The 21,815-nt window shown below is 72.6% G+C and carries 21 protein-coding genes; 16 read left to right on the plus strand and 5 right to left on the minus strand.

Annotated elements, in window-relative coordinates:
• Window positions 1–238 precede the first annotated feature (238 nt).
• The 4 genes from IG62_RS0113920 (at window position 239) to IG62_RS0113935 (ending at window position 4,282) form a co-directional block, all read left to right on the plus strand.
• A complete protein-coding gene (locus IG62_RS0113920) occupies window positions 239–1,003 on the plus strand; it encodes an ABC transporter permease (protein ID WP_030801657.1) in 765 nt (254 codons plus the stop codon).
• Window positions 994–1,710: an ABC transporter permease gene (locus IG62_RS0113925; protein WP_030801660.1), complete on the plus strand. Its 717-nt coding sequence runs from the start codon at window positions 994–996 to the stop codon at window positions 1,708–1,710. The genes IG62_RS0113920 and IG62_RS0113925 overlap by 10 nt, the downstream gene beginning before the upstream one ends.
• A 117-nt stretch (window positions 1,711–1,827) precedes the next feature.
• Window positions 1,828–2,862, plus strand: a complete 1,035-nt coding sequence (locus tag IG62_RS0113930; protein WP_078871992.1) for an ABC transporter substrate-binding protein — start codon at window positions 1,828–1,830, stop codon at window positions 2,860–2,862.
• A gap of 190 nt (window positions 2,863–3,052) precedes the next feature.
• Window positions 3,053–4,282 (plus strand): hypothetical protein, encoded by a 1,230-nt coding sequence (locus IG62_RS0113935; RefSeq protein ID WP_051798040.1) that lies wholly within the window; start codon window positions 3,053–3,055, stop codon window positions 4,280–4,282.
• Between the two features lie 250 nt (window positions 4,283–4,532).
• On the opposite strand, the gene IG62_RS0113940 is transcribed toward IG62_RS0113935, so the two are convergent.
• Together IG62_RS0113940 and IG62_RS0113945 are read right to left on the minus strand one after the other, a co-directional pair.
• The gene (locus tag IG62_RS0113940; RefSeq protein WP_030414992.1) at window positions 4,533–5,675 is read right to left on the minus strand and encodes an NADH-quinone oxidoreductase subunit D; all 1,143 of its coding nucleotides are present in this window, start codon (window positions 5,673–5,675) and stop codon (window positions 4,533–4,535) included.
• Between the two features lie 100 nt (window positions 5,676–5,775).
• Window positions 5,776–6,828, minus strand: a complete 1,053-nt coding sequence (locus tag IG62_RS0113945; RefSeq protein ID WP_030801666.1) for an SAM-dependent methyltransferase — start codon at window positions 6,826–6,828, stop codon at window positions 5,776–5,778.
• Between the two features lie 173 nt (window positions 6,829–7,001).
• Between IG62_RS0113945 and IG62_RS0113950 the strand changes: the two genes are divergently transcribed.
• A complete protein-coding gene (locus IG62_RS0113950; protein ID WP_030801669.1) occupies window positions 7,002–8,207 on the plus strand; it encodes a sensor histidine kinase in 1,206 nt (401 codons plus the stop codon).
• A gap of 232 nt (window positions 8,208–8,439) precedes the next feature.
• Complete coding sequence (locus IG62_RS0113955) at window positions 8,440–9,123, plus strand: response regulator (RefSeq protein ID WP_030801671.1); 684 nt, start codon at window positions 8,440–8,442, stop codon at window positions 9,121–9,123.
• Between the two features lie 91 nt (window positions 9,124–9,214).
• Here IG62_RS0113955 and IG62_RS0113960 read toward each other — a convergent pair whose 3' ends face one another.
• Both IG62_RS0113960 and IG62_RS0113965 read right to left on the minus strand, forming a co-directional pair.
• Entirely contained in the window at window positions 9,215–10,324 is a 1,110-nt protein-coding gene (locus tag IG62_RS0113960) for a DUF5937 family protein (protein WP_030801673.1), read from the minus strand.
• A 131-nt stretch (window positions 10,325–10,455) separates the two neighbouring features.
• Window positions 10,456–11,781, minus strand: a complete 1,326-nt coding sequence (locus IG62_RS0113965; RefSeq protein WP_234326487.1) for a threonine aldolase family protein — start codon at window positions 11,779–11,781, stop codon at window positions 10,456–10,458.
• Window positions 11,782–12,137: 356 nt separating this feature from the next.
• On the opposite strand from IG62_RS0113965, the gene IG62_RS0113970 reads away from it, so the two are divergent.
• From IG62_RS0113970 to IG62_RS0114015, 10 genes are all read left to right on the plus strand, one after another.
• Window positions 12,138–13,160, plus strand: coding sequence for a Rossmann-like and DUF2520 domain-containing protein (locus IG62_RS0113970; protein WP_030801678.1), 1,023 nt, complete (start codon window positions 12,138–12,140; stop codon window positions 13,158–13,160).
• Window positions 13,157–14,308 (plus strand): pantoate--beta-alanine ligase, encoded by a 1,152-nt coding sequence (gene panC / locus IG62_RS0113975; RefSeq protein ID WP_051798043.1) that lies wholly within the window; start codon window positions 13,157–13,159, stop codon window positions 14,306–14,308. The genes IG62_RS0113970 and panC overlap by 4 nt, the downstream gene beginning before the upstream one ends.
• Window positions 14,305–16,074: an L-aspartate oxidase gene (locus IG62_RS0113980; protein WP_051798044.1), complete on the plus strand. Its 1,770-nt coding sequence runs from the start codon at window positions 14,305–14,307 to the stop codon at window positions 16,072–16,074. Before panC ends, IG62_RS0113980 begins: the two co-directional genes overlap by 4 nt.
• A gap of 65 nt (window positions 16,075–16,139) precedes the next feature.
• Window positions 16,140–17,222 (plus strand): carboxylating nicotinate-nucleotide diphosphorylase, encoded by a 1,083-nt coding sequence (gene nadC, locus IG62_RS0113985; protein WP_030801689.1) that lies wholly within the window; start codon window positions 16,140–16,142, stop codon window positions 17,220–17,222.
• A gap of 5 nt (window positions 17,223–17,227) precedes the next feature.
• Window positions 17,228–18,025 carry a type III pantothenate kinase gene (locus IG62_RS0113990; protein ID WP_030416769.1) on the plus strand — a complete coding sequence of 266 codons (798 nt, stop codon included), beginning with the start codon at window positions 17,228–17,230 and terminating at the stop codon, window positions 18,023–18,025.
• 149 nt (window positions 18,026–18,174) lie between these two features.
• Window positions 18,175–18,792, plus strand: coding sequence for a hypothetical protein (locus IG62_RS0113995; RefSeq protein WP_030801692.1), 618 nt, complete (start codon window positions 18,175–18,177; stop codon window positions 18,790–18,792).
• A 61-nt stretch (window positions 18,793–18,853) separates the two neighbouring features.
• A complete protein-coding gene (locus IG62_RS0114000; RefSeq protein WP_051798047.1) occupies window positions 18,854–19,069 on the plus strand; it encodes a hypothetical protein in 216 nt (71 codons plus the stop codon).
• A 178-nt stretch (window positions 19,070–19,247) separates the two neighbouring features.
• A complete protein-coding gene (locus IG62_RS0114005) occupies window positions 19,248–19,754 on the plus strand; it encodes a BlaI/MecI/CopY family transcriptional regulator (RefSeq protein ID WP_037838295.1) in 507 nt (168 codons plus the stop codon).
• A gap of 9 nt (window positions 19,755–19,763) precedes the next feature.
• Window positions 19,764–20,282 (plus strand): amino-acid N-acetyltransferase, encoded by a 519-nt coding sequence (locus tag IG62_RS0114010; RefSeq protein ID WP_030801698.1) that lies wholly within the window; start codon window positions 19,764–19,766, stop codon window positions 20,280–20,282.
• A 156-nt stretch (window positions 20,283–20,438) separates the two neighbouring features.
• Window positions 20,439–20,774, plus strand: coding sequence for a histone-like nucleoid-structuring protein Lsr2 (locus tag IG62_RS0114015; protein ID WP_030416764.1), 336 nt, complete (start codon window positions 20,439–20,441; stop codon window positions 20,772–20,774).
• On the opposite strand, the gene IG62_RS48610 is transcribed toward IG62_RS0114015, so the two are convergent.
• The gene (locus tag IG62_RS48610) at window positions 20,705–21,430 is read right to left on the minus strand and encodes an SCO3374 family protein (protein ID WP_078871996.1); all 726 of its coding nucleotides are present in this window, start codon (window positions 21,428–21,430) and stop codon (window positions 20,705–20,707) included. The two genes, IG62_RS0114015 and IG62_RS48610, sit on opposite strands and share 70 nt — an antisense overlap.
• Between the last annotated feature and the right edge of the window lie 385 nt (window positions 21,431–21,815).

The raw sequence follows: 21,815 nt of genomic DNA on the forward strand, positions 1-21,815 counted from the left end.
GCTGCCGCCGCCTGCCGCCCGTACGCCGTCTGCCGTCGGCCGTGAACGGGGTGTTGCGGGTGGATGGCGATACCGGCCGGTGGGCGGCGGGACCGGTGCGATTGTCAGTGGTCGGGTCTAGGGTCGGTCGCAATGACATCGAAAAGATGAGCGAACGGGTTGCGCCACGGCAGAGGTGCCGCACGGTGTGCTCCGGGGTGGCGTGGTCGGGCGGGGACCGGCGGGGGAGGTGACGGAGATGAGCGGCCGGACGGGCGGGGCGAATTGCCTGGAGGCGAACGACTGGGTGTGCGGTGAGTATCTGCGCACCCGCAGCCAGGAGTTGCTGGACGCCACGGTCCAGCACCTCGGCATCACCGCCGTGTCCGTCGCCCTCGGCCTGCTGCTCGCCTTCCCGCTGGCGCTGGTGGCGCGGAGCCGGCGGGGCGCGGCGGGGCCGGTCCTGGGGCTGACGACGGTGCTGTACACGATCCCTTCGCTGGCGATGTTCGCGCTGCTCACACCGGTCTTCGGGGTCTCGGCGGCGGTGGTCGTGACGGGCCTGGTGCTGTATTCGCTGACGATCCTGGTGCGCAACATCCTCGCCGGTCTGCAGGCGGTTCCCGCCGGGGTGCGGGAGGCCGCCCGCGGCATGGGGTACGGCCCGGTGCGGCTGCTGTTCGGCGTGGAACTCCCGCTGGCGATACCCGCGTTGGTGGCCGGGCTGCGGATCGCCACGGTCTCGACGGTGGCGATGACGACCGTCGGCTCCGTCGTCGGTTACGGCGGTCTGGGCAATCTCATCGCCAGCGGAATGGCCGGTTTCTTCAAGGCCGAGGTGCTGACGGCCTCGGTGCTGTGCGTGCTGCTGGCGCTGGTCGCGGACGTCCTGCTGATGGTTCTGCAGCGGCTGCTGACACCGTGGACGCGGGCCGGGGCCCGGCCCGGGGTATGGGGCAGGGCGGCGGCGCGGGCGCGCGGCCGGACCCGTGCGGCGAAGGCGTGGGCTGAGCGATGGGAGTGATCGCGGGGGCCTGGCAGTGGCTGACGACGGCCGCCAACTGGGCGGGTGAGAAGGGCGTGACGCACCGCCTGGCCGAGCACGTCCGGCTCAGCGCGGTGTGCCTGGCCCTGGCCTGCCTGATCGCCCTGCCCGTGGCGCTCTGGCTGGGACACCTCGGCAAGGGCGGTGCGCTGGCGGTCAATCTGGCCAACATCGGGCGGGCGGTGCCGACGTACGCGGTCCTGGTGCTGCTGACGCTCAGCCCGCTGGGCCGGCACGGCGACTGGCCGACGGTCCTCGCGCTGGTGCTGTTCGCGGTGCCGCCGCTGCTGACCAACGCCTATCTCGGGATGCGGGAGGCGGACCGCGATGTGGTCGAGGCCGCGCGCGGGATGGGCATGTCCGGGCCGCAGGTGCTGTTCCGGGTCGAGATACCGCTCGCCTACCCGCTGATCATGACGGGCCTGCGGTCGGCCACGGTCCAGGTGGTGGCGACCGCGACGCTGGCGGCGCTCGCCGGCGGCGGGGGCCTGGGCCGGATCATCACCGCCGGCTTCGGCAACTACGACACCGCGCAGGTCGTCGCCGGCGCGCTGCTGGTGGCCGTCCTCGCCCTGGCCGTGGAGGGCGTCCTCGTCCTCGCCGAGCGGCTCCTCGACCCGATGCGGGGTGGCCGGCGGACCCTGCGGCCCGCCCCGGCCCGCACAGAGCTGATACCGGCGGACTGACGGGCTTACGGACTGACGGGCTGATGGGCTGATGGGCTGGCGGACTGATGGGCCGGCAGGCCGGCGGGCCGGCGGACTTACGGACTGAACTGACGGACGGGCTGAAGGGGCATCCACATGGCATCGACGAGAAGCAACACGGCACGCACGGAGTGCACGGCTCGCACGGGACACACGGTGCGCACGGCCCGCTCGGCCCGCACGGTGCGCACCGCGGTGGTCGCGGGCACGGTGCTGGCGGTGGCGGCCGGGCTGGCCGCGTGCGGCGGCCCGACCCTGGAGGAGAAGGGCGGCGGCGACGGCAAGGGCGGAACGCGCGGCGAGCTCGTCATCGGCTCGGCGGGTTTCACCGAGTCCAAGGTGCTCGCCGAGATCTATTCCCGGCTCCTGCGGGACGCCGGTTACCGCACCCGAGTTCAGACCCTCGCCAATCGTGAGCTGTATGAACCCGCCCTGGAGAAGGGCCAGATCGACGTCGTTCCCGAATATGCCTCCACGCTCGCCGAATTCCTCAACGCGAAGAAGAACGGCAGCAAGGCGAAGCCGGTCGCTTCCGCCGACATCGGCAAGACGGTCGCGGCACTGAAGAAGCTCGCCGGGCCGCGCGGACTGAAGGTGCTGCCGGCGGGCCGTGCGACGGACCAGAACGCCTTCGCGGTGAGCAAGGAATTCGCCGCGCAGCACAAGCTCTCCACCCTCTCCGACCTCGGAGAATCGAAGCAGAAGATCAAACTCGCCTCGGGTGAGGAGTGCGAGACCCGGGTGTTCTGCAAGCCGGGCCTGGAGAAGACGTACGGCATCGACATCACGGGGCTGGACCCCAAGGGAGTCGGGACGCCACAGGCCAAGCAGGCCGTCAAGGACGGCACCGATCAGCTGGTGCTCACCACGACCACGGACGCCACGCTCGACAGCTTCGGACTGGTGCTCCTCAAGGACGACAAGCGGCTGCAGAACGCCGACAATGTGCTGCCGGTGGTGAATGCCGAGAGCGCCGGGGACAAGCGGATCGAGAGCGCACTTGCGAAGCTCACCCGCACCCTGACCACCGAAGACTTGATCAACTTGAACCGCAAGGTGGATGCCGAGCGGCTCAAGCCCGCGGATGTCGCCCAGTCATATGTGGAGTCGAAGGGACTGGTCAGGAAGTAACCAGCCGGAAACGGATTTGTGGGCCGGGCCCCATAGATCCCGCACGCACGGTAAGTTTCTGGCCATGCCACGAGGACGCCACCGCCATTCCCCACCCCTCCACCGGCTGCTTCCTCCCACGACGGTCGCCGGTGTGTCCCTTGTCTGCGCCGCGGGCCCGTGGTTTGTCGGCGATGATCTGGTCCAACGCGTGCTCGCCGCGGGCGCGGCGGCCGCGGCCGTCACCGGTGCCGTCCTGCTGAGGAGCTGGGACCGCAAGGCCGGCCGACGGGTCGCCGAACTCACCCGTGCCCGGGTGCGCGACGAGTGGCGCACCGAGGAGCGGATAGCCGAGCTCGAAACCGACCTCGAGGAGTCCCGCGAGCTCCGCACCGCCCTCGACACCAAGCTGCGCGCCAAGCGCGCCGAACTGGCCCGGCTGCGCAGCGAACACGCCGAGCTGCTCCGCCGTTACGCCACCGCCGAGACCGAGCGGGCCAGCGCACTGGAGGGCCGCCGGCTGCTCGCCATCGAGGCGTCCGCCCCGGCCCGGGCACTCCCGGCCGCCGCCGGCGCCTCCCGGGCCCCCGGGTCCGCAGGAGCGGCCGTGCCCACCGCCGCTGACGCCCCGGCACCGGACCGCCGGGCACGGGTGGACCGTCAGGCGTCGGATCGTCAGGCGTCGGGCCGTCAGGCATCGGCGGACCGTGAGGCCTCGGGCCGGCCGTCGTCGGACCGGCCGGTGCCGGCCCCGACCGCGTCGGCGTACGCGCAGGCCGACCAGGCGCTCCGTCAACTGGCGCGCAACGCCGCCCGGCAGCGCGCCGCCGCCGAGCGGCCCGCGCAGCCCGCACCGGGCGGCCACACCGCACCGGGCGGCCACACCGGCCAGGACGGGGACACCAGCCGGGGGAACGGCCAGGCGGCCGCCGCACAGCGCACGGGCGGCGCCTTCCCCGCCCGTACGGCCACCGCCGCCGGACCCGCGCTCCGCCCGGTCCCGTCCGCCGCCGCGGTCGCCCCGCCCCGTCCCACCGCCTCGCGCACCGTGGGCGGCTTCGACTTCTTCGGCAACGCGACCGCGCCCGGCCCCCGTCAGCTGCCCGCGCCGCTGGAGGACGACCTGGCGGACGTCGTCGGCGACGAGGCCCTCGCCGAGCACTCGGCCCGGACGGCGGCCCGCACGGCCCTCCCCGGGGCCCGTACGGACGCGGGGGGCGCGCCGGAGGCCGGTGCCGCGCCGACCGCCGGTGAGCGGGCTGCGGGCGACGAGCAGGACGCGGCGGAGCCGCAGTCCGGGGCGCCCGCCGAGGGTGCGCGGGACGGCGTTCCGACCGCGGACGGCGAGACGACCAGCGGTGCCGGCGAGGTCATCGACCTGACCGCCCACGACGAGACCGAGCAGCTCGACCTCGGCGCCCTGCGGACCGCCATTTCCTGACCGCCGTTTTCCCACTCGGCTCGGCGGGGCTCCCGACCGCCCGCCCCCGCTCTGCATTCGGCCCCGAAGCCCGACCGGCTCCGGGGCCGAGTGGTTTTCGGGGATAAGCGGTTTCGCGGGCGCGGGAGCTGACAGACATGCCAGCGCTGTCCACAGGCTGTGGACAGCGCTGGCGCTCTGCCCGCCGACGCTCTGCCCGTCGACGCTCTGCTTCTCGGCTCTGCTTCTCGGCGTTCTTCTTGCCGTCGCCCTACTTGTCGATGTCGCCGACGACGAAGAACATCGAGCCGAGGATCGCGACCATGTCGGCGACCAGCGTCCCCGGCAGCAGCTCCACCAGCGCCTGGATGTTGTTGTACGACGCGGAGCGCAGCTTCAGGCGGTACGGCGTCTTGTCGCCCTTGGAGACGAGGTAGTAGCCGTTGATGCCGAGCGGGTTCTCGGTCCAGGCGTACGTCGCGCCCTCGGGCGCCTTCAGCACCTTCGGCAGACGCTGGTTGATCGGCCCCGGCGGCAGCTCCGCGATCCGGTCCAGGCAGACGTCGGCGAGATCCAGGGCGTTGTGGCTCTGCTCCAGCAGGCACTCGAAGCGGGCCAGGCAGTCGCCCTCCTCACGGGTGACCACCTTGAGCGTGGACGCCAGCTCCCCGTACGCCAGGTACGGCTCGTCGCGCCGCAGGTCGAAGTCGACGCCCGAGGCGCGGGCGATCGGCCCGGAAACGCCGTACGCGTGCACCGTCTCCGGGGCGAGCACCCCGACGCCCCGCGTCCGGCCGCGGAAGATCTCGTTGCCCAGGACCAGGTTGTCGAAGACGTCCATACGGGAGCGCACATCCGCCACGGCCTGCCGGGCCCGGCCCAGCCAGCCGGCCGGCAGGTCCTCCTTGAGGCCGCCGACGCGGTTGAACATGTAGTGCATCCGGCCGCCGGAGATCTCCTCCATGACGGTCTGGAGCTCCTCGCGCTCACGGAACGCGTGGAAGACGGGGGTGATACCGCCCAGTTCGAGGGGGTACGAGCCGAGGAACATCAGATGGTTCAGCACGCGGTTCAGCTCGGCCAGCAGCGTCCGCGTCCACACCGCGCGCTCGGGCACCTCCATGCCCAGCATCCGCTCGACGGCCAGCACCACACCCAGCTCGTTGGAGAACGCCGACAGCCAGTCGTGCCTGTTGGCGAGCATGATGATCTGGCGGTAGTCGCGGGCCTCGAAGAGCTTCTCGGCACCCCGGTGCATGTATCCGATCACCGGCTCGGCGTGCTGGATCCGCTCGCCGTCCAGGACGAGGCGCAACCGCAGCACACCGTGCGTGGAGGGATGCTGCGGGCCGATGTTCAGCACCATGTCGGTGCTTTCCGCCGCGCCGCCGATGCCGACCGTCGTCTCCGTCATGGGAACAGTTTCGCAGCCCGCCACCCCGGGGGACGCCCTGGGCCTGCGCCGTCCCACCCCTTGGAACGCCGGCGGGGAACGTCGGCGAGAAGCCCCGCCCTCACGGCTTGAGCAGGCCCGCGCACTCCCCGCCCACCGGCTCCACGAGCCAGCCGAAGCCGCCGAGACCCGCCGGATCGGTCAGTTCCGCCGCCGCGCCGGCCGTACCCAGGGCCCGGATGTACGCGGCCGGGTCGGTGGACGCCAGGGAGAGCGGCGGACGGCGGCCGTCCACCCCCAGGGCGCGCAGCGCCTCCCGCTGGGTCAGCAGCTCGGCCGACGGCCCCGCGCAGGCGTCCAGCGCCACATGCGCCGTGATGTCACAGCTGCCGTCCGGGACGGGGCGCACCTCGCGGCCGTCGCGGAAGCCGGTGAGGGTGCCGAAGAGCGGGCGGTCCTGGCGCGCATGCGCGTAGTCGGCGGCGACCGCGAGCCCGGCGCGCAGCGTACGGACGGCCCGCGCCCACGCCTCGTCCCGAGGGCGCCCGATCTCCGCGCGGAGCCCGGGGGAGGGCGCGGCACGGACGGTGGGAGCGGCACGGACGGTGGGAGCGGCGGACGGGGCCGGCGGCGACCACCAGCGCCGCAGCCACTCCGCGTCCGCGCCGTCGACCGGCTCGCCCAGCCGCTCCGTGCCGTCCGCACGGACCAGCACCCGGCGGGCCACCCCGTCCCCGTCCGTCTCGACGACGTCCACCGGCACGTTGTCGAGCCACTCGTTCGCGAACAGCAGCCCGGTGACCGAGCCCGGTGCCGGCAGCTCGCCCAGCCAGTCGATCCGCGGATCCAGCCCCCCGGGGCGCGCGGCCCGCTCGACGGCGTACGGGTGAAGCCGGGCGGCCACCTCGTCCGGCAGCGCGGCCAGCACCCCCGTCAGCAGCTCACCGCGGCCCGCGCCCACATCGACCAGCGCCAGCTCCTCCGGATGGCCCAGCGCGCCGTCCACCCGGCGCAGAAGGGCCGCGACGGCACCGGCGTACAGCGGGGAAACATGCACCGACGTGCGGAAATGGCCGGCCGGGCCGGGGCCACCGGGCCGGGTGTAGAAGCCGTCGTCCGCCCCGTACAGCGCCCGCTCGGTCGCGTCCCGCCAGCCGCACCACTCATTCGTCACCACCCCACGGTACGGGCGAGGCCGCCGGGTCAACCCACGGGTTGATGTGCAGGCCGTCCCCCGGTCCGACACATTTGGTGCATGGAGTCTCCACCTTGGGGAGTAGAGCTGACGTAGAGGATCGCCCCTCCGGTTGACTCGTACACCTATCCGCTCTGCCTACGCTGGGTGACGTGCAGCGCCTCTATGACTTCCTCCGCAGGCACCCGACGGGAGTGGACACCTTCTGGGCCGTCCTTCTCCTCGGGTTCACCAGCCTGTGGATCGTCGGCGACGTCAGCGGCATGCGCCAGCTCGCCGCCGCGATCTTCACGGTCGGCCTCTGCCTCGTCGTGGCGCTGCGCCGCAAGGCCCCGGTGAAGATGCTGCTGCTGACGGCCGCCATCGGCGTCGGCCAATTGATCTTCGACATCCCGCCCAATATCGGCAACTTCGCGATGTTCGTGATCACGTACACCGTCGCATCCGGCACCTCCACCGCCCGCTGGGCCGCCCGCTGCGCCCTCGCCGGCGCCCTCGTCGGCCCGGCCCTGTCCCTGGTGCGCTTCGGGGAGGGACCCGAGAACCGGCAGTTGTGGGAAAGCCTGTTCTTCACGGCGCTGCTCACCGTCCCCTTCGTGCTGGCCTGGGTCCTCGGCGACTCCGTGCGCACCCGCCGCGCCTACTGGGCCCAGCTGGAGGAGAAGGCCGCCCGGCTGGAGAAGGAGCGCGAGGCCCAGGCCCGTATCGCGGTCGCCGCCGAGCGCGCCCGGATCGCCCGCGAACTGCACGACGTCGTCGCCCACAACGTCTCCGTCATGGTCGTCCAGGCCGACGGCGCCGCCTACGTCCTCGACGCCGCGCCCGAACAGACCCGGCAGGCCCTGGAAACGATCTCCGGCACGGGCCGCCAGGCACTGGCCGAGATGCGCCGCCTGCTGGGCGTGCTGCGCACCGGCGAACAGGCCGAAGGCGGCGAATACGTCCCCCAGCCCGGCGTCGAACAGCTCACCGACCTCATCGACCAGGTCCGCGGTGCCGGACTGCCCGTCGACTTCCGGGTGGAGGGCGAGCCGCGCCCGCTGCCCAGCAGCGTCGAACTGACCGCGTACCGCATCGTCCAAGAAGCGCTCACCAACAGCCGCAAACACGGCGGGCCCGACGTCGCCGCCACCGTCCGCCTCAGCTACCGGGACGACGACCTCGAACTGCTCGTCGAGGACGACGGCCGCGGTGCGCAGCACGAGCTCTACGAATCGGGCGGGGCGGATGGCCTCGGCCACGGTTTGATCGGCATGCGGGAACGGGTCGGTATGGTCGGCGGCACCCTGATAGCCGGCCCGCGCCCGGGCGGCGGGTTCCGCGTCAGCGCCGTACTCCCCCTGAAACCGGGCCGGTGAGGCATGTGATGCGCTGAGCCGAGCAGGTCCTCCTGCGGCGGCCCGCTCGACCCACGGCCCCGCTCGACCCCCTGCACCCCTCGCGACCCACTCGACCCACCGCGCCCTGCTCGACCCGCTCCACCCGATCGCCCTGCTCCACCGATCGACCCTCTCCATCCGCTCCACCCGCTCCACCCGCCACATCCGCTCCACCCGCTCCGCCATCAGCCCACGAAGGGACCCCTGACCCATGACCATCCGCGTGATGCTCGTCGACGACCAGGTGCTGCTGCGCACCGGGTTCCGGATGGTGCTGGCCGCCCAGCCGGACATGGAGGTCGTCGCGGAGGCGGGGAACGGCGCCGAGGCGCTGGAGGTGCTGCGCTCCACCAAGGTCGATGTGATCCTCATGGACGTCCGGATGCCGCATCTGGACGGGGTCGAGGCCACCCGTCGGATCTGCGAGGGCGGCCAGAAGGAGGACGCCCCCAAGGTGCTCATCCTGACCACCTTCGACCTGGACGAGTACGCCTTCTCCGCACTGAAGGCCGGGGCCAGCGGATTCATGCTCAAGGACGTGCCGCCCGGCGAACTGCTCGCGGCGATCCGCGCGGTGCAGAGCGGCGACGCCGTCGTCGCACCGTCCACCACCCGCCGGCTCCTCGACCGCTTCACGCCCATGCTGCCTGCCACCTCCGGCGAGTCCGGTCGCCCCGAGCTGGAGCGGCTCACGGACCGCGAGCGCGAGGTGCTGCTGCTGGTCGCCCAGGGGCTGTCCAACGGCGAGATCGCGGCCCGGCTGGTGCTGTCCGAGGCGACGGTCAAGACGCACGTGGGCCGCATCCTGACGAAGCTGAGCCTCCGCGACCGGGTCCAGGCAGTGGTGCTGGCATACGAGACGGGGCTGGTGCGGGCCGGCGGAGCGGGGGCATAGGGCCGGCGGGCACGTAGGGCATCCAGTCCGGTACGTCCTCCAGCGCAGGGCGTATTGCGCTGCAGCACGCCCGTCAGCGCAGTCAGGGCAGTCAGCGCAGTACGCCCTCCAGGAAGTCGCTGCCCAGCCGGGCGACCACCTGGAGGTCCAGCTGGTGCAGCACGTAGCGCCCACGGCGCCGCGTCTGGATCAGCCCGGCCTTCTTCAACGTCGTGATGTGCCGCGACACCTCCGGTGAGGTGATGCCGTACGCGTTCGCCAGCTCCCCCGTCGTATGCGGCCCCCGCGCCAGCGTGCGGCACAGCCGCATCCGCATCGGATGCCCCAGCGCCTCCAGCCGCTGCTGGGTGAGTTCCAGCGTGGCCGGCGCCGGCAACTCCGGGCTGGCGACGGGGTACTGCAGCACCGGACGCCAGCCCGGGGCGTGACTGACCAGCAGATGCGGCCAGCCGAACGACGTCGGCAGGAACGTGACGCCGGGATCGCCGGGGCTCGCGAACGCCGTCGTACGGCCCCTGGCCAACTTGTCCACCATGATGCGGACGCCGCCGCTCCCGTCCTGCGCCTCGTCCAGCGACAGCGCGATCGAGGTCGCGGGCAACGTCTCGGCCAGGCCCTTGCGCCGCAGCAGTTCGGTCTTGTGCCGGGCATCGGCTGCCAACTGGATGCCCACCCGGCGCCAGATGTCCCCGAAGAACGCGTCCTCGCAGTCCTCCAGCAGGCGACGCAGCCAGACCCGCAGCCCGTCGGGGTCGGTGAGCATCCGGTCGGTGAAGGCCGCCTGCCGCGGACCGCGCGCGGCGGCCATCTCCCGTACCCGGGCCCGTTCTTCCGCATCGACCAGTGGGGACGGCGTGGCCCGGGTGTAGGTCGCCGAGCAGGAGATCTCGAACGCGGCGGCCACGAACCGCTCGTCGTCGATCTTGTCCAGCTCGTCCAGTTCCTCGGCCAGCGTCGATGCGGGGTGGGCCGGCAGCAGGATGTCGGAACGGGAGGACCGCCACAGGAAGTCCGCCTCGCACAGCCGGTCGGCGAGGTCGGTCTTCAGGGCCGCGTTGGTGGCGGTGACCCAGCCGTGCAGCCCGGGGTGGTGCCCCGGCTCCGACAGCGCGTGCAGCGCGGCGCCCAACTCCGCGAGGGGAGAGGGGGCGAAGACGATGCGCTCCGGGGGCAGCCCGGTGATGTCGATGACGTTGGCCATGGGCCCATCATGCGCGAGCCCACGACCTGCACGGTCGTCGATTGACGGCTCCCGTCAATCGATGTGCCGCGGGCGGACCGTCCGTTCCAGAGTGGCGGCATGAACGTGAACCAGCAGCACCTTCTCGACGCCTACCGGGCCGCCCGACGAGGCGAGACCGCCCCGCCCCTCCCCGGCACCCACACCGTGCGCACCGTGCGCGACATCCGCTGGTGGCGACGCCTCCGGAGGGCGACGCGGGGAAGCTCGGATGCGGCGCGCGGAAGCTGGGGTGTGGCGCGCGGAAGCTCGGGTGCGGCGCCGGGCACCTCGGGTGTGGGGCGGGCCTTGGGGGGCTCCCCCGGCGTTTCCCCCGCCTCCCCCCCGAACCAGCCGCGGAACAGCGCCGTCCTGCTCTCCTCCGCCTGCCGTATGACGGCCTCGTCCAGAACCTCGGAGGGGTACGGCAGCCACACCTGGAACTGATGGGTGTGCGGCACCTCCGGGTGGACCCTGAACCACGGCACGCCGGCCGCCGTCAGGCCTTCGCGCAGCGCCTGCGCGATCACCTTGGCGTGGGCGACGTACTCCGGCATCCGGGGGAGTTCGCGGTCCAGGCCCGCCAGGGCGGCCAGTGCGGCGGGCCACTGCTGGAACAGCTGGCCGCCGTAGCGGTGGCGCCAGGCACGTGCCTCTGCGACGAAGTCCTCGGAACCGGCGAGTGCGGCGCCCGATATGCCGTCCAGCGACTTGTAGTAGGAGACGTAGACGCTGTCCGCGAGCGAGGTGATCTCGGGGAGGGTGCGGCCGAGGTGCGGGCCGCACTCCCACAGCCGGGCGCCGTCGAAGTGCACCACCGCGTCCCGGTCCCGGGCGGCCGCCACCACCGCGGTCAGCTCGTCCCACTCCGGCAGCACGAAACCGGCGTCGCGCAGGGGGAGTTCCAGGGCCAGGGTTCCGAACGGCTCCTGGAGGCCGTGGATCTCCTCGGCGGTCGGCAGCCGGGGCGCGCTGGTCGGATGGACCATTCGCAGCCCGCTGACCACCGCGTACGCGTCCCGTTCGTGCATCTCCAGGTGGGAGAGCGGGTGGCCGGCGACCGTCGCGTTGCCGGTACGCCCCGCCCAGCAGCGCAGCGCCACCTGCTGGGCCATCGTGCCGGTCGGGAAGACGGCGGCGGCCTCCGTGCCGAGTGCCTCGGCGGTGCGGCGTTCCAGCTCGCCTACTATCCCGTCGTCGTTGGCGTAGACGTCGGTCATCTTGTCCAGGTCGTAGGCGGTGGGGGCGTCGGCCACCAGGCGGTCCAGCCGTTCGCGGACCGTTTCCGGCCGTGGGGCCGGCGAGAGCGACCGCTCCACCCGGCGCAGTGCGGCGATCCGCCGCGCTCGCCGGGAGCTGTCGCTCCCGGCGTCGCTCGCGCCGTGGCCGTGCTGCTCCCCCTCGCTGCCCTCGTCGCTGTCCTTCGTGATTCCTGTCATCCCCGTCATCCCCCTGGTCCTTCGTGAGCCTGTCTTCGGCCGTGAGCCTGCCCTCAGGCTGCCCGCGGTCCGCCCGTCTGCCGTTCGGCGACGGTCCCGTTTCGCCCGCGCGGTGGGTTGCCGTGCGGTGGATTGCCGTCGGGACTGATTCGCCCGTGCGGTGGGTCGCCGTCGGGACTGATCATGACGCAGCTGGGCGCAACCCGCGAGCCCTGTGGAAAACCCTGTGGATAACTCGGGTGAGAGATCCGCGTCTCACCCTCCGTACAGCTCTGAAGTCCCCCGGAAACACTCGCGTAGCATGGCGAGGAATCGTCCGGTACCCCCTGAGGACTGGAACGGAAGGCCATCGCCACGTGAACGCACATCCGCCCACCGAGGCCCAGGACCGCCCCGCCCGGCTGACCGTCGGGGTCGTCGGCGCCGGCCGGGTCGGCCCCGCCCTGGCCGCGTCGCTGCAGCTCGCCGGGCACCGCCCGGTCGCCGTGTCGGGGGTCTCCGACGCCTCCGTGCGGCGGGCGGCCGAGTTGCTGCCGGACGTCCCGCTGGTCACCCCGGCCGAGGTGCTCGCCCGCGCCGAGCTGGTTCTGCTGACCGTCCCCGACGACGCCCTCGCGGACCTGGTGAGCGGCCTCGCGGAGACCGGCGCCGTACGGCCGGGACAGCTGCTGGTGCACACCTCCGGGCGCTTCGGGACGGCGGTGCTGGACCCGGCCACCCGGGCCGGGGCGCTGCCGCTGGCGCTGCACCCCGCGATGACGTTCACCGGCACCTCCGTGGACGTCCAGCGGCTGGCCGGCTGCTCGTTCGGGGTGACCGCGCCCGAGGAGCTGCGGATGGCCGCGGAGGCGCTGGTCATCGAGATGGGCGGGGAGCCCGAATGGATCGCGGAAGCGGATCGTCCGCTCTATCACGCGGCGCTGGCCATCGGCGCGAACCACCTGGTCACCCTGGTTGCCCAGTCGCTGGAGCTGCTGCGTGACGTGGGCGTGCAGGCCCCGGACCGGATGCTGGGCCCGCTGCTCGGCGCCGCCCTCGACAACGCGCTGCGTTCCGGCGACGCCGCACTGACCGGCCCGGTGGCGCGCGGGGACGCGGGCACCGTCGCCGCCCACGTCGCCGAACTGCGCCGGCACGCCCCCCAGAACGTCGCCGGATACCTCGCCATGGCCCGGGCGACCGCGGACCGGGCGCTGGCCCACGGTCTGCTGAAGCCGGAGCTGGCCGAGGACCTCCTCGGCGTGCTCGCCGGTGCCGCCCCCGACTCCCCGCCCGCCACAGGCCCGAACGGCCCGGGCCCCGACAGCCCCGGCCAGGACGGCCTCGGTCCGAACGATCCGGGCCAGGACGGTCACGGCCCCGAGGGAGACGAGCGATGACCCTCCTCCACACCTCCGCCGCGCTCCGTGACCTGCCGCGCCGTAGTGGCGCGCGGGCCGTCGTCATGACCATGGGAGCGCTGCACGAGGGCCATGCGACCCTCGTCCGCGCCGCCCGCCGGCGGGCCGGGGCGCAGGGCCAGGTCGTCGTCACCGTCTTCGTCAATCCGCTGCAGTTCGGGGCCGGTGAGGACCTGGACCGCTATCCGCGCACCCTGGACGCGGACGTCGAGCTGGCCCTGGCGGCCGGTGCGGACGCGGTCTTCGCGCCGTCCGTCGACGAGGTCTATCCGGGCGGTGAACCGCAGGTCCGGATCACCGCCGGGCCCATGGGGACGCGCCTGGAGGGGGCCAGCAGGCCCGGGCACTTCGACGGCGTGCTGACCGTCGTCGCCAAGCTGCTCCACCTGACCGCGCCCGACCTCGCGTTCTTCGGCGAGAAGGACGCCCAGCAGCTCGCCGTCATCACCCGGATGGCCGCCGACCTCAACTTCCCCGTCGAGATCATCGGCGTCCCCACGGTGCGCGAGGAGGACGGCCTTGCCCTCTCCAGCCGCAACCGCTATCTGTCCGCCCCGGAGCGGCGCACCGCGCTGGCGCTGTCCGCGGCCCTGTTCGCGGCCCGCGACCGGCTCACCGCCGAGGAGGCGCTGCGCGCCCGGGCCGCCTGCACGGCCCACGCGGCCCAGGACCGTTCGGCGGCGCTGGCCGCCCTCGGGGAGGACCGGGCGGCCGCCGATGCGCACGCCGTCGCGTACGCCGCCGCGGTCCCCCGGCACGCGCCGTCCGTCGCCCGCGCCGCCGCCCGCGCCGTCCTGGAGGACGCCGCCCGGCTCGACCCGCCCCTGGTGCTCGACTATCTGGCGCTGGTCGACCCGTCCGACTTCACGGAGATCTCCGACGGGTACGTGGGCGAGGCGATCCTGGCGGTGGCCGCCAAGGTCGGCACCACGCGCCTCATCGACAACCTCCGCCTCACCTTCGGCACGGAGTCGCCGGCCTCCGGCGCCGCTTCCGGTTACCGCGACGACGTGACGCCCGTACACCAGGAAGCCCCGGCGCCCGCCTCCGCCGCCCGCGAGCGATCCGCGCCCGCGACCGCCGTACCGCCCACCCCACCCACCGGCCCCCTCGGAGCGACCCGATGACCGTGCCCGCCACCGGAACAGCCACCGGCCCCGTACCCGGCACCGGCATACGCCTGAAGGCCCCCGCCCCCGGCTGGGCCATCGAGGCCGACGTCGTCGTCGTGGGCTCCGGCGTGGCCGGGCTGACCGCCGCCCTGCGCTGCGCCGCGGCCGGCCGGCGGACCGTCGTGGTCACCAAGGCCCGCCTCGACGACGGCTCCACCCGTTGGGCGCAGGGCGGTATCGCCGCGGCCCTGGGCGACGGCGACACCCCCGAGCAGCACCTGGACGACACCCTCGTCGCGGGCGCCGGACTCTGCGACGAGGCGGCCGTACGCACCCTGGTGACCGAGGGCCCGGACGCCGTCCACCGGCTGATCGCGGCCGGTGCCCGCTTCGACACCACCCCGGGCGGCGACGAGATAGCGCTCACCCGGGAGGGCGGCCACCACCGGCGCCGGATAGCGCACGCCGGTGGCGACGCCACCGGGGCCGAGATCTCCCGCGCCCTGGTCGAGGCGGTCCGCGCCGCCGGACTGCGCACCATCGAGAACGCCCTGGTCCTGGACCTCCTCACGGACGAGGCGGGTCGCACCTCCGGCGTGACCCTGCACGTCATGGGGGAGGGCCAGCACGACGGCGTGGGAGCCGTGCACGCCCCGGCGGTGGTCCTCGCCACCGGGGGCATGGGGCAGGTCTTCTCGGCCACCACCAACCCGCCCGTGTCCACCGGCGACGGCGTCGCCCTCGCGCTGCGCGCCGGCGCCGAGGTGTCCGACCTCGAATTCGTGCAGTTCCATCCCACCGTCCTGTATCTGGGGCCGGATGCGGAGGGCCAGCAGCCGCTGATCTCCGAGGCCGTACGGGGCGAGGGCGCGCATCTCGTCGACGCCGACGGCACCCGTTTCATGGTCGGGCAGCACGAGCTCGCCGAACTGGCGCCGCGGGACATCGTCGCCAAGGCGATCCTGCGCCGGTCGCTCGAACAGGGCGTCGAGCACATGTATTTGGACGGCCGGCACTTCGGCGCCCCGATGTGGGAGAGCCGTTTCCCGACCATCCTCGCCGCCTGCCGCAGCCACGGCATCGACCCGGTCACCGAACCTGTACCGGTCGCCCCGGCCGCGCACTACGCCTCCGGCGGCGTCCGCACCGACCTGCACGGCCGCACCACCGTGCCCGGCCTCTACGCCTGCGGTGAGGTCGCCTGCACGGGCGTCCACGGAGCCAACCGGCTCGCCTCCAACTCCCTTCTGGAGGGCCTGGTCTTCGCCGAGCGGATCGCCGCCGACATCGCCGGGGGCGGCCCCGCGCCGCGTCCCGCGGACGGTCCCGCCCCGGTGGCCGCCGGTGCGCCGGCCGCGTCCCGGACCACCCTCCCGCTGCTGGCTCCCGAGACGCGCACGGCCGTCCAGCGGATCATGACCGCCGGCGCCGGCGTGCTGCGCAGCGCCGAGAGCCTCGCCCGCGCCGCCGCCGAACTCGACCGCATCCACCGGGAGGCCACCGAGGCGGCCGCCGCGGAGGGCGGCGCCCCGGAGGCCGCGCAGAAGGCCCCCGAGCCCGGTGTGGAGGCCTGGGAGGCCACCAACCTGCTGTGCGTCGCCCGGGTGCTGGTCGCCGCCGCCCGGCGCCGCGAGGAGACCCGCGGCTGCCATTGGCGCGAGGACCACCCCGACCGCGACGATGCCTCCTGGCGCCGGCACTTCCGCATCACCCTGGACGCGGACCGCGCGCTGACCGTCCGTACGACCGAGGACGCCGGCTTCCCGCCGGCCCTCCCGTAACCCGCCGGGCCCGCCCGCCCCAAGACCTTCACCGACCACCCCATCCCGAAGACGGAGCCCATCCCGTGAGCAGCACCCCCGACGACCTCCCCCTCCTCCAGATCGGCAGGCCCAGCGGCGGCGCCCCCACCGGTGGCTGCGGCGACGCCTGCGGCTGTGGCGGCGGTGACGACGCCTCGTACGAGCTCGACCCGCTGACCTGCGGGCTCGACCCCGACCTGGCCGCCCTCCTGGTGGCCGCCGGTCTCGACCCCGTACAGGTCGAGGACATCGCGCACCTCGCCGTCGAGGAGGACCTCGACCAGGGCGTGGACGTCACGACCGTCGCCACCGTCCCCGAGGACGCCGTCGCCACCGGCGACTTCACCGCCCGCGAGTCCGGCACGGTCGCCGGTCTGCGGATCGCCGAAGCGGTGCTGTCCATCGTGTGCACCGACGAGTTCGCGGTCGAACGGCACGTCGAGGACGGCGACCGGGTCGAGGCCGGCACCAAGCTGCTGAGCGTCACCACCCGCACCCGCGACCTGCTCACCGCCGAGCGCAGCGCGCTCAACATCCTGTGCCGGCTCTCCGGTATCGCGACCACCACCCGGGCCTGGGCGGACGTCCTCGAAGGGACGAAGGCCAAGGTCCGCGACACCCGTAAGACGACGCCGGGCCTGCGCGCCCTGGAGAAGTTCGCGGTGCGCTGCGGCGGCGGCGTCAACCACCGGATGTCGCTGTCGGACGCCGCGCTGATCAAGGACAACCACGTCATCGCGGCGGGCGGGGTGGCCGAGGCGTTCACCGCCGTACGGACCGAGTTCCCCGGTGTGCCGATCGAGGTGGAGGTCGACCGGATCGACCAGATCCCGCCGATCCTCGCCGAGGGCGCCGACCTGATCCTGCTGGACAACTTCACCCCGGAGCAGACCAAGGAGGCCGTCGAGCTGGTCGCGGGCCGCGCGATGCTGGAGTCCTCCGGCCGGCTCACCCTCGCCAACGCCCGCTCCTACGCCGAGACCGGCGTCGACTACCTGGCGGTGGGCGCGCTCACGCACTCCTCGCCGATCCTCGACATCGGCCTGGACCTGCGCGAGGAGGACGGCGGGCACGAGGGCGGCGAGGAGGCCGGCTCCCGGGACGCCGAGCCGCGTGAGGACCGCTGACCGCCATGCTGCTGACCATTGACGTGGGCAACACCCACACCGTCCTCGGGCTCTTCGACGGTGAGGAGATCGTCGAGCACTGGCGGATCTCCACCGACGCCCGCCGCACCGCCGACGAACTCGCCGTGCTGCTGCAGGGCCTGATGGGCATGCACCCGCTGCTCGGCGACGACCTGGGCGACGGCATCGAGGGCATCGCCATCTGCTCCACGGTGCCCTCCGTCCTCCACGAGCTGCGCGAGGTCACCCGCCGCTACTACGGCGACGTGCCCGCGGTCCTGGTCGAGCCGGGCGTCAAGACGGGCGTGCCGATCCTCATGGACAACCCCAAGGAGGTCGGCGCCGACCGGATCATCAACGCCCTGGCCGCGGTGGAGCTCTACGGCGGCCCCGCGGTGGTGGTCGACTTCGGCACGGCCACCACGTTCGACGCGGTCAGCGCGCGCGGCGAATACGTCGGCGGGGTCATCGCGCCGGGCATCGAGATCTCCGTGGACGCGCTGGGCGTCAAGGGCGCCCAGCTCCGCAAGATCGAACTGGCCCGGCCGCGCAGCGTGATCGGCAAGAACACCGTCGAGGCGATGCAGTCCGGCATCCTCTACGGCTTCGCCGGCCAGGTCGACGGCGTGGTCCACCGGATGGCGCGGGAGCTGGCCGACGACCCCGACGAGGTGACCGTGATCGCCACCGGCGGCCTCGCGCCCATGGTCCTCGGCGAATCCTCGGTGATCGACGCGCACGAGCCCTGGCTCACCCTCATCGGGCTGCGCCTGGTCTACGAGCGGAACGTCGCCCGGTCCTAGGGGGACGGCACGGCGCGGGGGCGCCGGCCCGCTTCCGCCGTACCGGTTCTGTCGGGTTCTGCCGCGCCACCATTCACGAATTAAGCCGGTTTTGTCGGAATCGGTCGTAAAGTCGCCACATGCCAATGCCAAACGGAACCCGCGGCGGCATGGCGTTCAGCGCCGATGAGTTGCGTGTGCTCCGTCGCGCCCTCGCCCATGCCCTGACCACGACGTCCTCCACCGCCCCGCCCGGCACCCCCGGGCCGGAGCGCGACCGGGACATCCAGGAATACCTCCGGCTGGCCGAGGCGGTCGACGAGGCGGTCCGCGAAGGCGGCCGGCTGCGCACCTTCCTGCTGGCCGACCTCGCCCGCTACCGCGACGCCCTGCCCGGCTCCGCCGCCGGCTACCTCGCGCAGCTGAAGGAGGCACTGGCCGCCGGGCACGTGCCCGGCCCCGACGACCTCGCCGCACTGCGCTCGCTGCGCACCCGCTGCGCCGGCGGGGCCGAACTCGCACGCCGCAGCGCCCTGCTGCGCCACTGCGAGCAACTGGCCGAACAATCCGTACGGGTGCGGCTCCGCGCGCTGCCTGGCGGCCGCTCAGGGGCCCGCAACGCCCGGGAGCAGGAACCCGCACGGGAGCCCGAACCCAAGCGGCCCCCGCAGCCGCAGCGCGAGCCGCGGCCCAAGAGCCCCCGCCCGGACCGGCCCATCCCCACGCCCGGCGAGGTCTTCCCGCCCCGCCGCAAGCCCGCCCCGCCCCCGGAGAGCCGCACCGCCTGAGCGCTGCGTACCCTGGCTGCGTACCCTCGGCGGCTTACGCCCTATAAGGAGGCCATACGCCATGGATTACGTCGCAGCCCTGCTCCCGCCCGTCGTGATGGCGGTGGCTTTCACCTGCCTGATCGTGACGATGATCAAGAGCCAGGGCGGTGCGAACAAGTCCAAGGAGGACGCCGCCGTGGACGCGGCGCTGGCCCGGACCGAGTCGTCGGGGGCCTCGGGATCCTCGGGGGCCCCGGTTTCCCCGGCGCAGAAGTCCACCGCGCACGGCGCCTGATCCGCCGGCCGCCGCACCGGCGGCCCGCACGCACCCACGGCCCGGGACCGAGCGTCCCGGGCCGCCTCCTTTTCCGGCTTTCCCTCCTCCAAACGCAACGAGATCAACGGGCATTCTGGACATCTCCCACTATTGTTCTTGTGTGCCGAGACGCTTGGGTGATCTGGAAGACGCGGTGATGACGCGGGTCTGGGAGTGGAACCGCCCGGTCACCGTTCGAGAAGTCCTGGAAGATCTCCAGAAGGAACGGTCGATCGCCTACACCACGGTCATGACCGTATTGGACAACCTCCATCAGAAGGGCTGGGTGCGCCGCGAAGCAGAAGGCCGCGCCTATCGATATGAGGCGGTCTCCACCCGCGCCGCCTACGCCGCCGCACTGATGAACGAAGCGTGGTCCGCCAGTGACAACCCCGCCGCCGCACTTGTGGCCTTCTTCGGCATGATGTCGCCGGAACAACGGCAGGCTCTGCGCGATGCCGTACGGATGGTGCAGGTCGACGAGCCGGCGGAAGACCCGGAAGACACCGAAGGCCCCGAAGAAGCCGCCGGACAAGGCGAACCGGCGGAACAGGCCGGCCCGGTGGAAGAAGACCGCACGCCCCCGCCACCGGAAGCGGCCGGCGAACCCGGAGCCGGCGAAGGGCATGAACCCGGGGCGAACGCCGGCGGCAAGGGGCGATAGCGTCCCGGCATGCCCGCGCATTCAAAAGGCCTCACCGTCCGCCGCGCCAGGACCGGCGATGTCCCCGCCGTACGCCGTCTCATCGACGCCTACTCCCGCGACGGGATCCTGCTCGACAAAGCCACCGTCACGCTTTACGAGGACATCCAGGAGTTCTGGGTCGCCGAGCGCGACGAAGACGCCGAGGTCGTCGGCTGCGGCGCACTGCACGTGATGTGGGAAGACCTGGCCGAAGTGCGCACCCTGGCGGTGGATCCGCAGCTCAAGGGGGCCGGCGTGGGTCATCAGGTGCTGGAGAAGCTGCTGGCCACCGCGCGCTGGCTCGGAGTGCGGCGCATTTTCTGTCTCACCTTCGAAGTCGACTTCTTCGGCAAGCACGGCTTCGTCGAGATCGGCGAGGCCCCGGTAGACGGTGATGTCTACAGCGAGCTGCTGCGTTCCTATGACGAGGGCGTTGCCGAGTTCCTCGGCCTCGAACGAGTGAAGCCCAACACCCTGGGTAACAGTCGGATGCTTCTGCACCTGTGATGAGTGTTCTATGTCCGAATCGCTCCCCTATCTCATGGCTACGGAAGCATGCGTTCCCCGGTCTGCGGGCAAGTGAACCCTACCCAAGGGTTTGTGTTTTTCCCGGAAAAGCGGTTTGCTTTCCGTCGTAATCCGCATTCGATGAAAGGGAAACCGGTGGCACAGAAGGTTCAGGTTCTTCTTGTCGACGACCTCGACGGCGGGGAGGCCCACGAGACCGTGACGTTCGCGCTCGACGGTAAGGCCTACGAGATCGACCTCTCCGACAGCAACGCCGAGAAGCTGCGTGAGTCGCTCGCCGACTTCGTGAAGGCCGGCCGTCGTACCGGTGGACGTTCCGGCGGTCGCGGCAAGGCGCGTGCGGCGGCTTCCGCCGGCAGCCAGGACACCGCGAAGATCCGTGCTTGGGCGAAGGAGAACGGCTACAACGTCAATGACCGCGGCCGTGTCCCCGCCGACATTCGCGAGGCATTCGAGAAGGCCAACGCCTGATCGCCGCACACGCGGTCCGATTGGGCATTACGAGCACGCAACAACCGGGCACGGTGGCACTCCGTCGCCGCCGCGCTCACAAGCCGTACGAGGTCGGGGACGCCTCCACCGTCCCCGATTCCTGCCCCGAACCCCGTGGCGGGCAGGGAATTCTCCGCCTCGTGCCCGGTCCGGGGAGGTCGCACCCATACCGCGGCCTCCCACGAACCGAATGCAGCAGGTGATGAGGGGTCGAAGGGGAACGCCGGTGCGGGCATCCTGCCGCCGGCCCCCCGCGCCATGAGATCCCCGGCGAGTGCGCCCCACTCCAGCCATTCCAGGATTCCGGGAAGTTCCTCGGCGCCGCCCGGCGCGATGAGAGCGAGCAATTTCGGCCGGTTACCCGGAGGGTTCGCGTCGCCTCCCGTCCGCAGCAGTGCCACCGGGCCCAGCAGTGGCCACCGCCGCAGCACCGCGCTCCCGGCATCGGCCGGCATCTCCAGCACGTCGAAGCGCACCCCGGTCAGCAGCTCCAGCGGCTCCGTAGGTGCCGTCGGCCATCCCATGCCGTCCTCGTACCGCTGACGGACGGCGGCGAGCACATCCAGGCTGTCCGTCGGACCGGAGCCGTCGAGGGGGCCGTGGGGGTTGCGGGGGCGCGGGAGCACGCGGGGCATGACCGGTGCAACTGCCCGCGACCACGGAAGTTACGCGGAGTGCGGGCCTGTATACCCACCGTGCTCGCGCAAGGGGCTTGGTGAGGCTTCCGGCGGCGCGCGGATGTTCGCCCGTAGCGGATGGAAGCGGTCCGCGCCGCATGGAGTGTCGGAGGCAGCGGGTAAGACAGTCTCAGTGGGAAGAGACGGTGTGACCGGCGCACGAAGCGCCTCGGCCCGGCTTTCGGCGGGATGCGGGCGGCGTGTCGGGGAAGGGCGCGTTCGCCACGGGCGTAGTGGCGGAGGGCGTATATGCCTGGCCTGCGGGAACATCGTCTCGCACCATCGAGTTGGAGCAGATGTCAGCTGTTCGGCAGTAAATTTCCCCGCCGGAGCGGGGGTGATC

The sequence above is a fragment of the Streptomyces sp. NRRL S-337 genome (assembly GCF_000720175.1).
GTDB lineage: Bacteria > Actinomycetota > Actinomycetes > Streptomycetales > Streptomycetaceae > Streptomyces > Streptomyces siderophoricus.

Coding starts and splice junctions, on each gene's coding strand:
- IG62_RS0113920 (WP_030801657.1), top strand. CDS start 239: ATGAGCGGCCGGACGGGCGGGGCGAATTGCCTGGAGGCGAACGACTGG.
- IG62_RS0113925 (WP_030801660.1), top strand. CDS start 994: ATGGGAGTGATCGCGGGGGCCTGGCAGTGGCTGACGACGGCCGCCAAC.
- IG62_RS0113930 (WP_078871992.1), top strand. CDS start 1,828: ATGGCATCGACGAGAAGCAACACGGCACGCACGGAGTGCACGGCTCGC.
- IG62_RS0113940 (WP_030414992.1), bottom strand. CDS start 5,675: ATGACGGAGACGACGGTCGGCATCGGCGGCGCGGCGGAAAGCACCGAC.
- IG62_RS0113955 (WP_030801671.1), top strand. CDS start 8,440: ATGACCATCCGCGTGATGCTCGTCGACGACCAGGTGCTGCTGCGCACC.
- IG62_RS0113960 (WP_030801673.1), bottom strand. CDS start 10,324: ATGGCCAACGTCATCGACATCACCGGGCTGCCCCCGGAGCGCATCGTC.
- IG62_RS0113965 (WP_234326487.1), bottom strand. CDS start 11,781: ATGACAGGAATCACGAAGGACAGCGACGAGGGCAGCGAGGGGGAGCAG.
- panC (WP_051798043.1), top strand. CDS start 13,157: ATGACCCTCCTCCACACCTCCGCCGCGCTCCGTGACCTGCCGCGCCGT.
- IG62_RS0113980 (WP_051798044.1), top strand. CDS start 14,305: ATGACCGTGCCCGCCACCGGAACAGCCACCGGCCCCGTACCCGGCACC.
- IG62_RS0113990 (WP_030416769.1), top strand. CDS start 17,228: ATGCTGCTGACCATTGACGTGGGCAACACCCACACCGTCCTCGGGCTC.
- IG62_RS0113995 (WP_030801692.1), top strand. CDS start 18,175: ATGGCGTTCAGCGCCGATGAGTTGCGTGTGCTCCGTCGCGCCCTCGCC.
- IG62_RS0114000 (WP_051798047.1), top strand. CDS start 18,854: ATGGATTACGTCGCAGCCCTGCTCCCGCCCGTCGTGATGGCGGTGGCT.
- IG62_RS0114005 (WP_037838295.1), top strand. CDS start 19,248: ATGACGCGGGTCTGGGAGTGGAACCGCCCGGTCACCGTTCGAGAAGTC.
- IG62_RS0114010 (WP_030801698.1), top strand. CDS start 19,764: ATGCCCGCGCATTCAAAAGGCCTCACCGTCCGCCGCGCCAGGACCGGC.
- IG62_RS48610 (WP_078871996.1), bottom strand. CDS start 21,430: ATGCCCCGCGTGCTCCCGCGCCCCCGCAACCCCCACGGCCCCCTCGAC.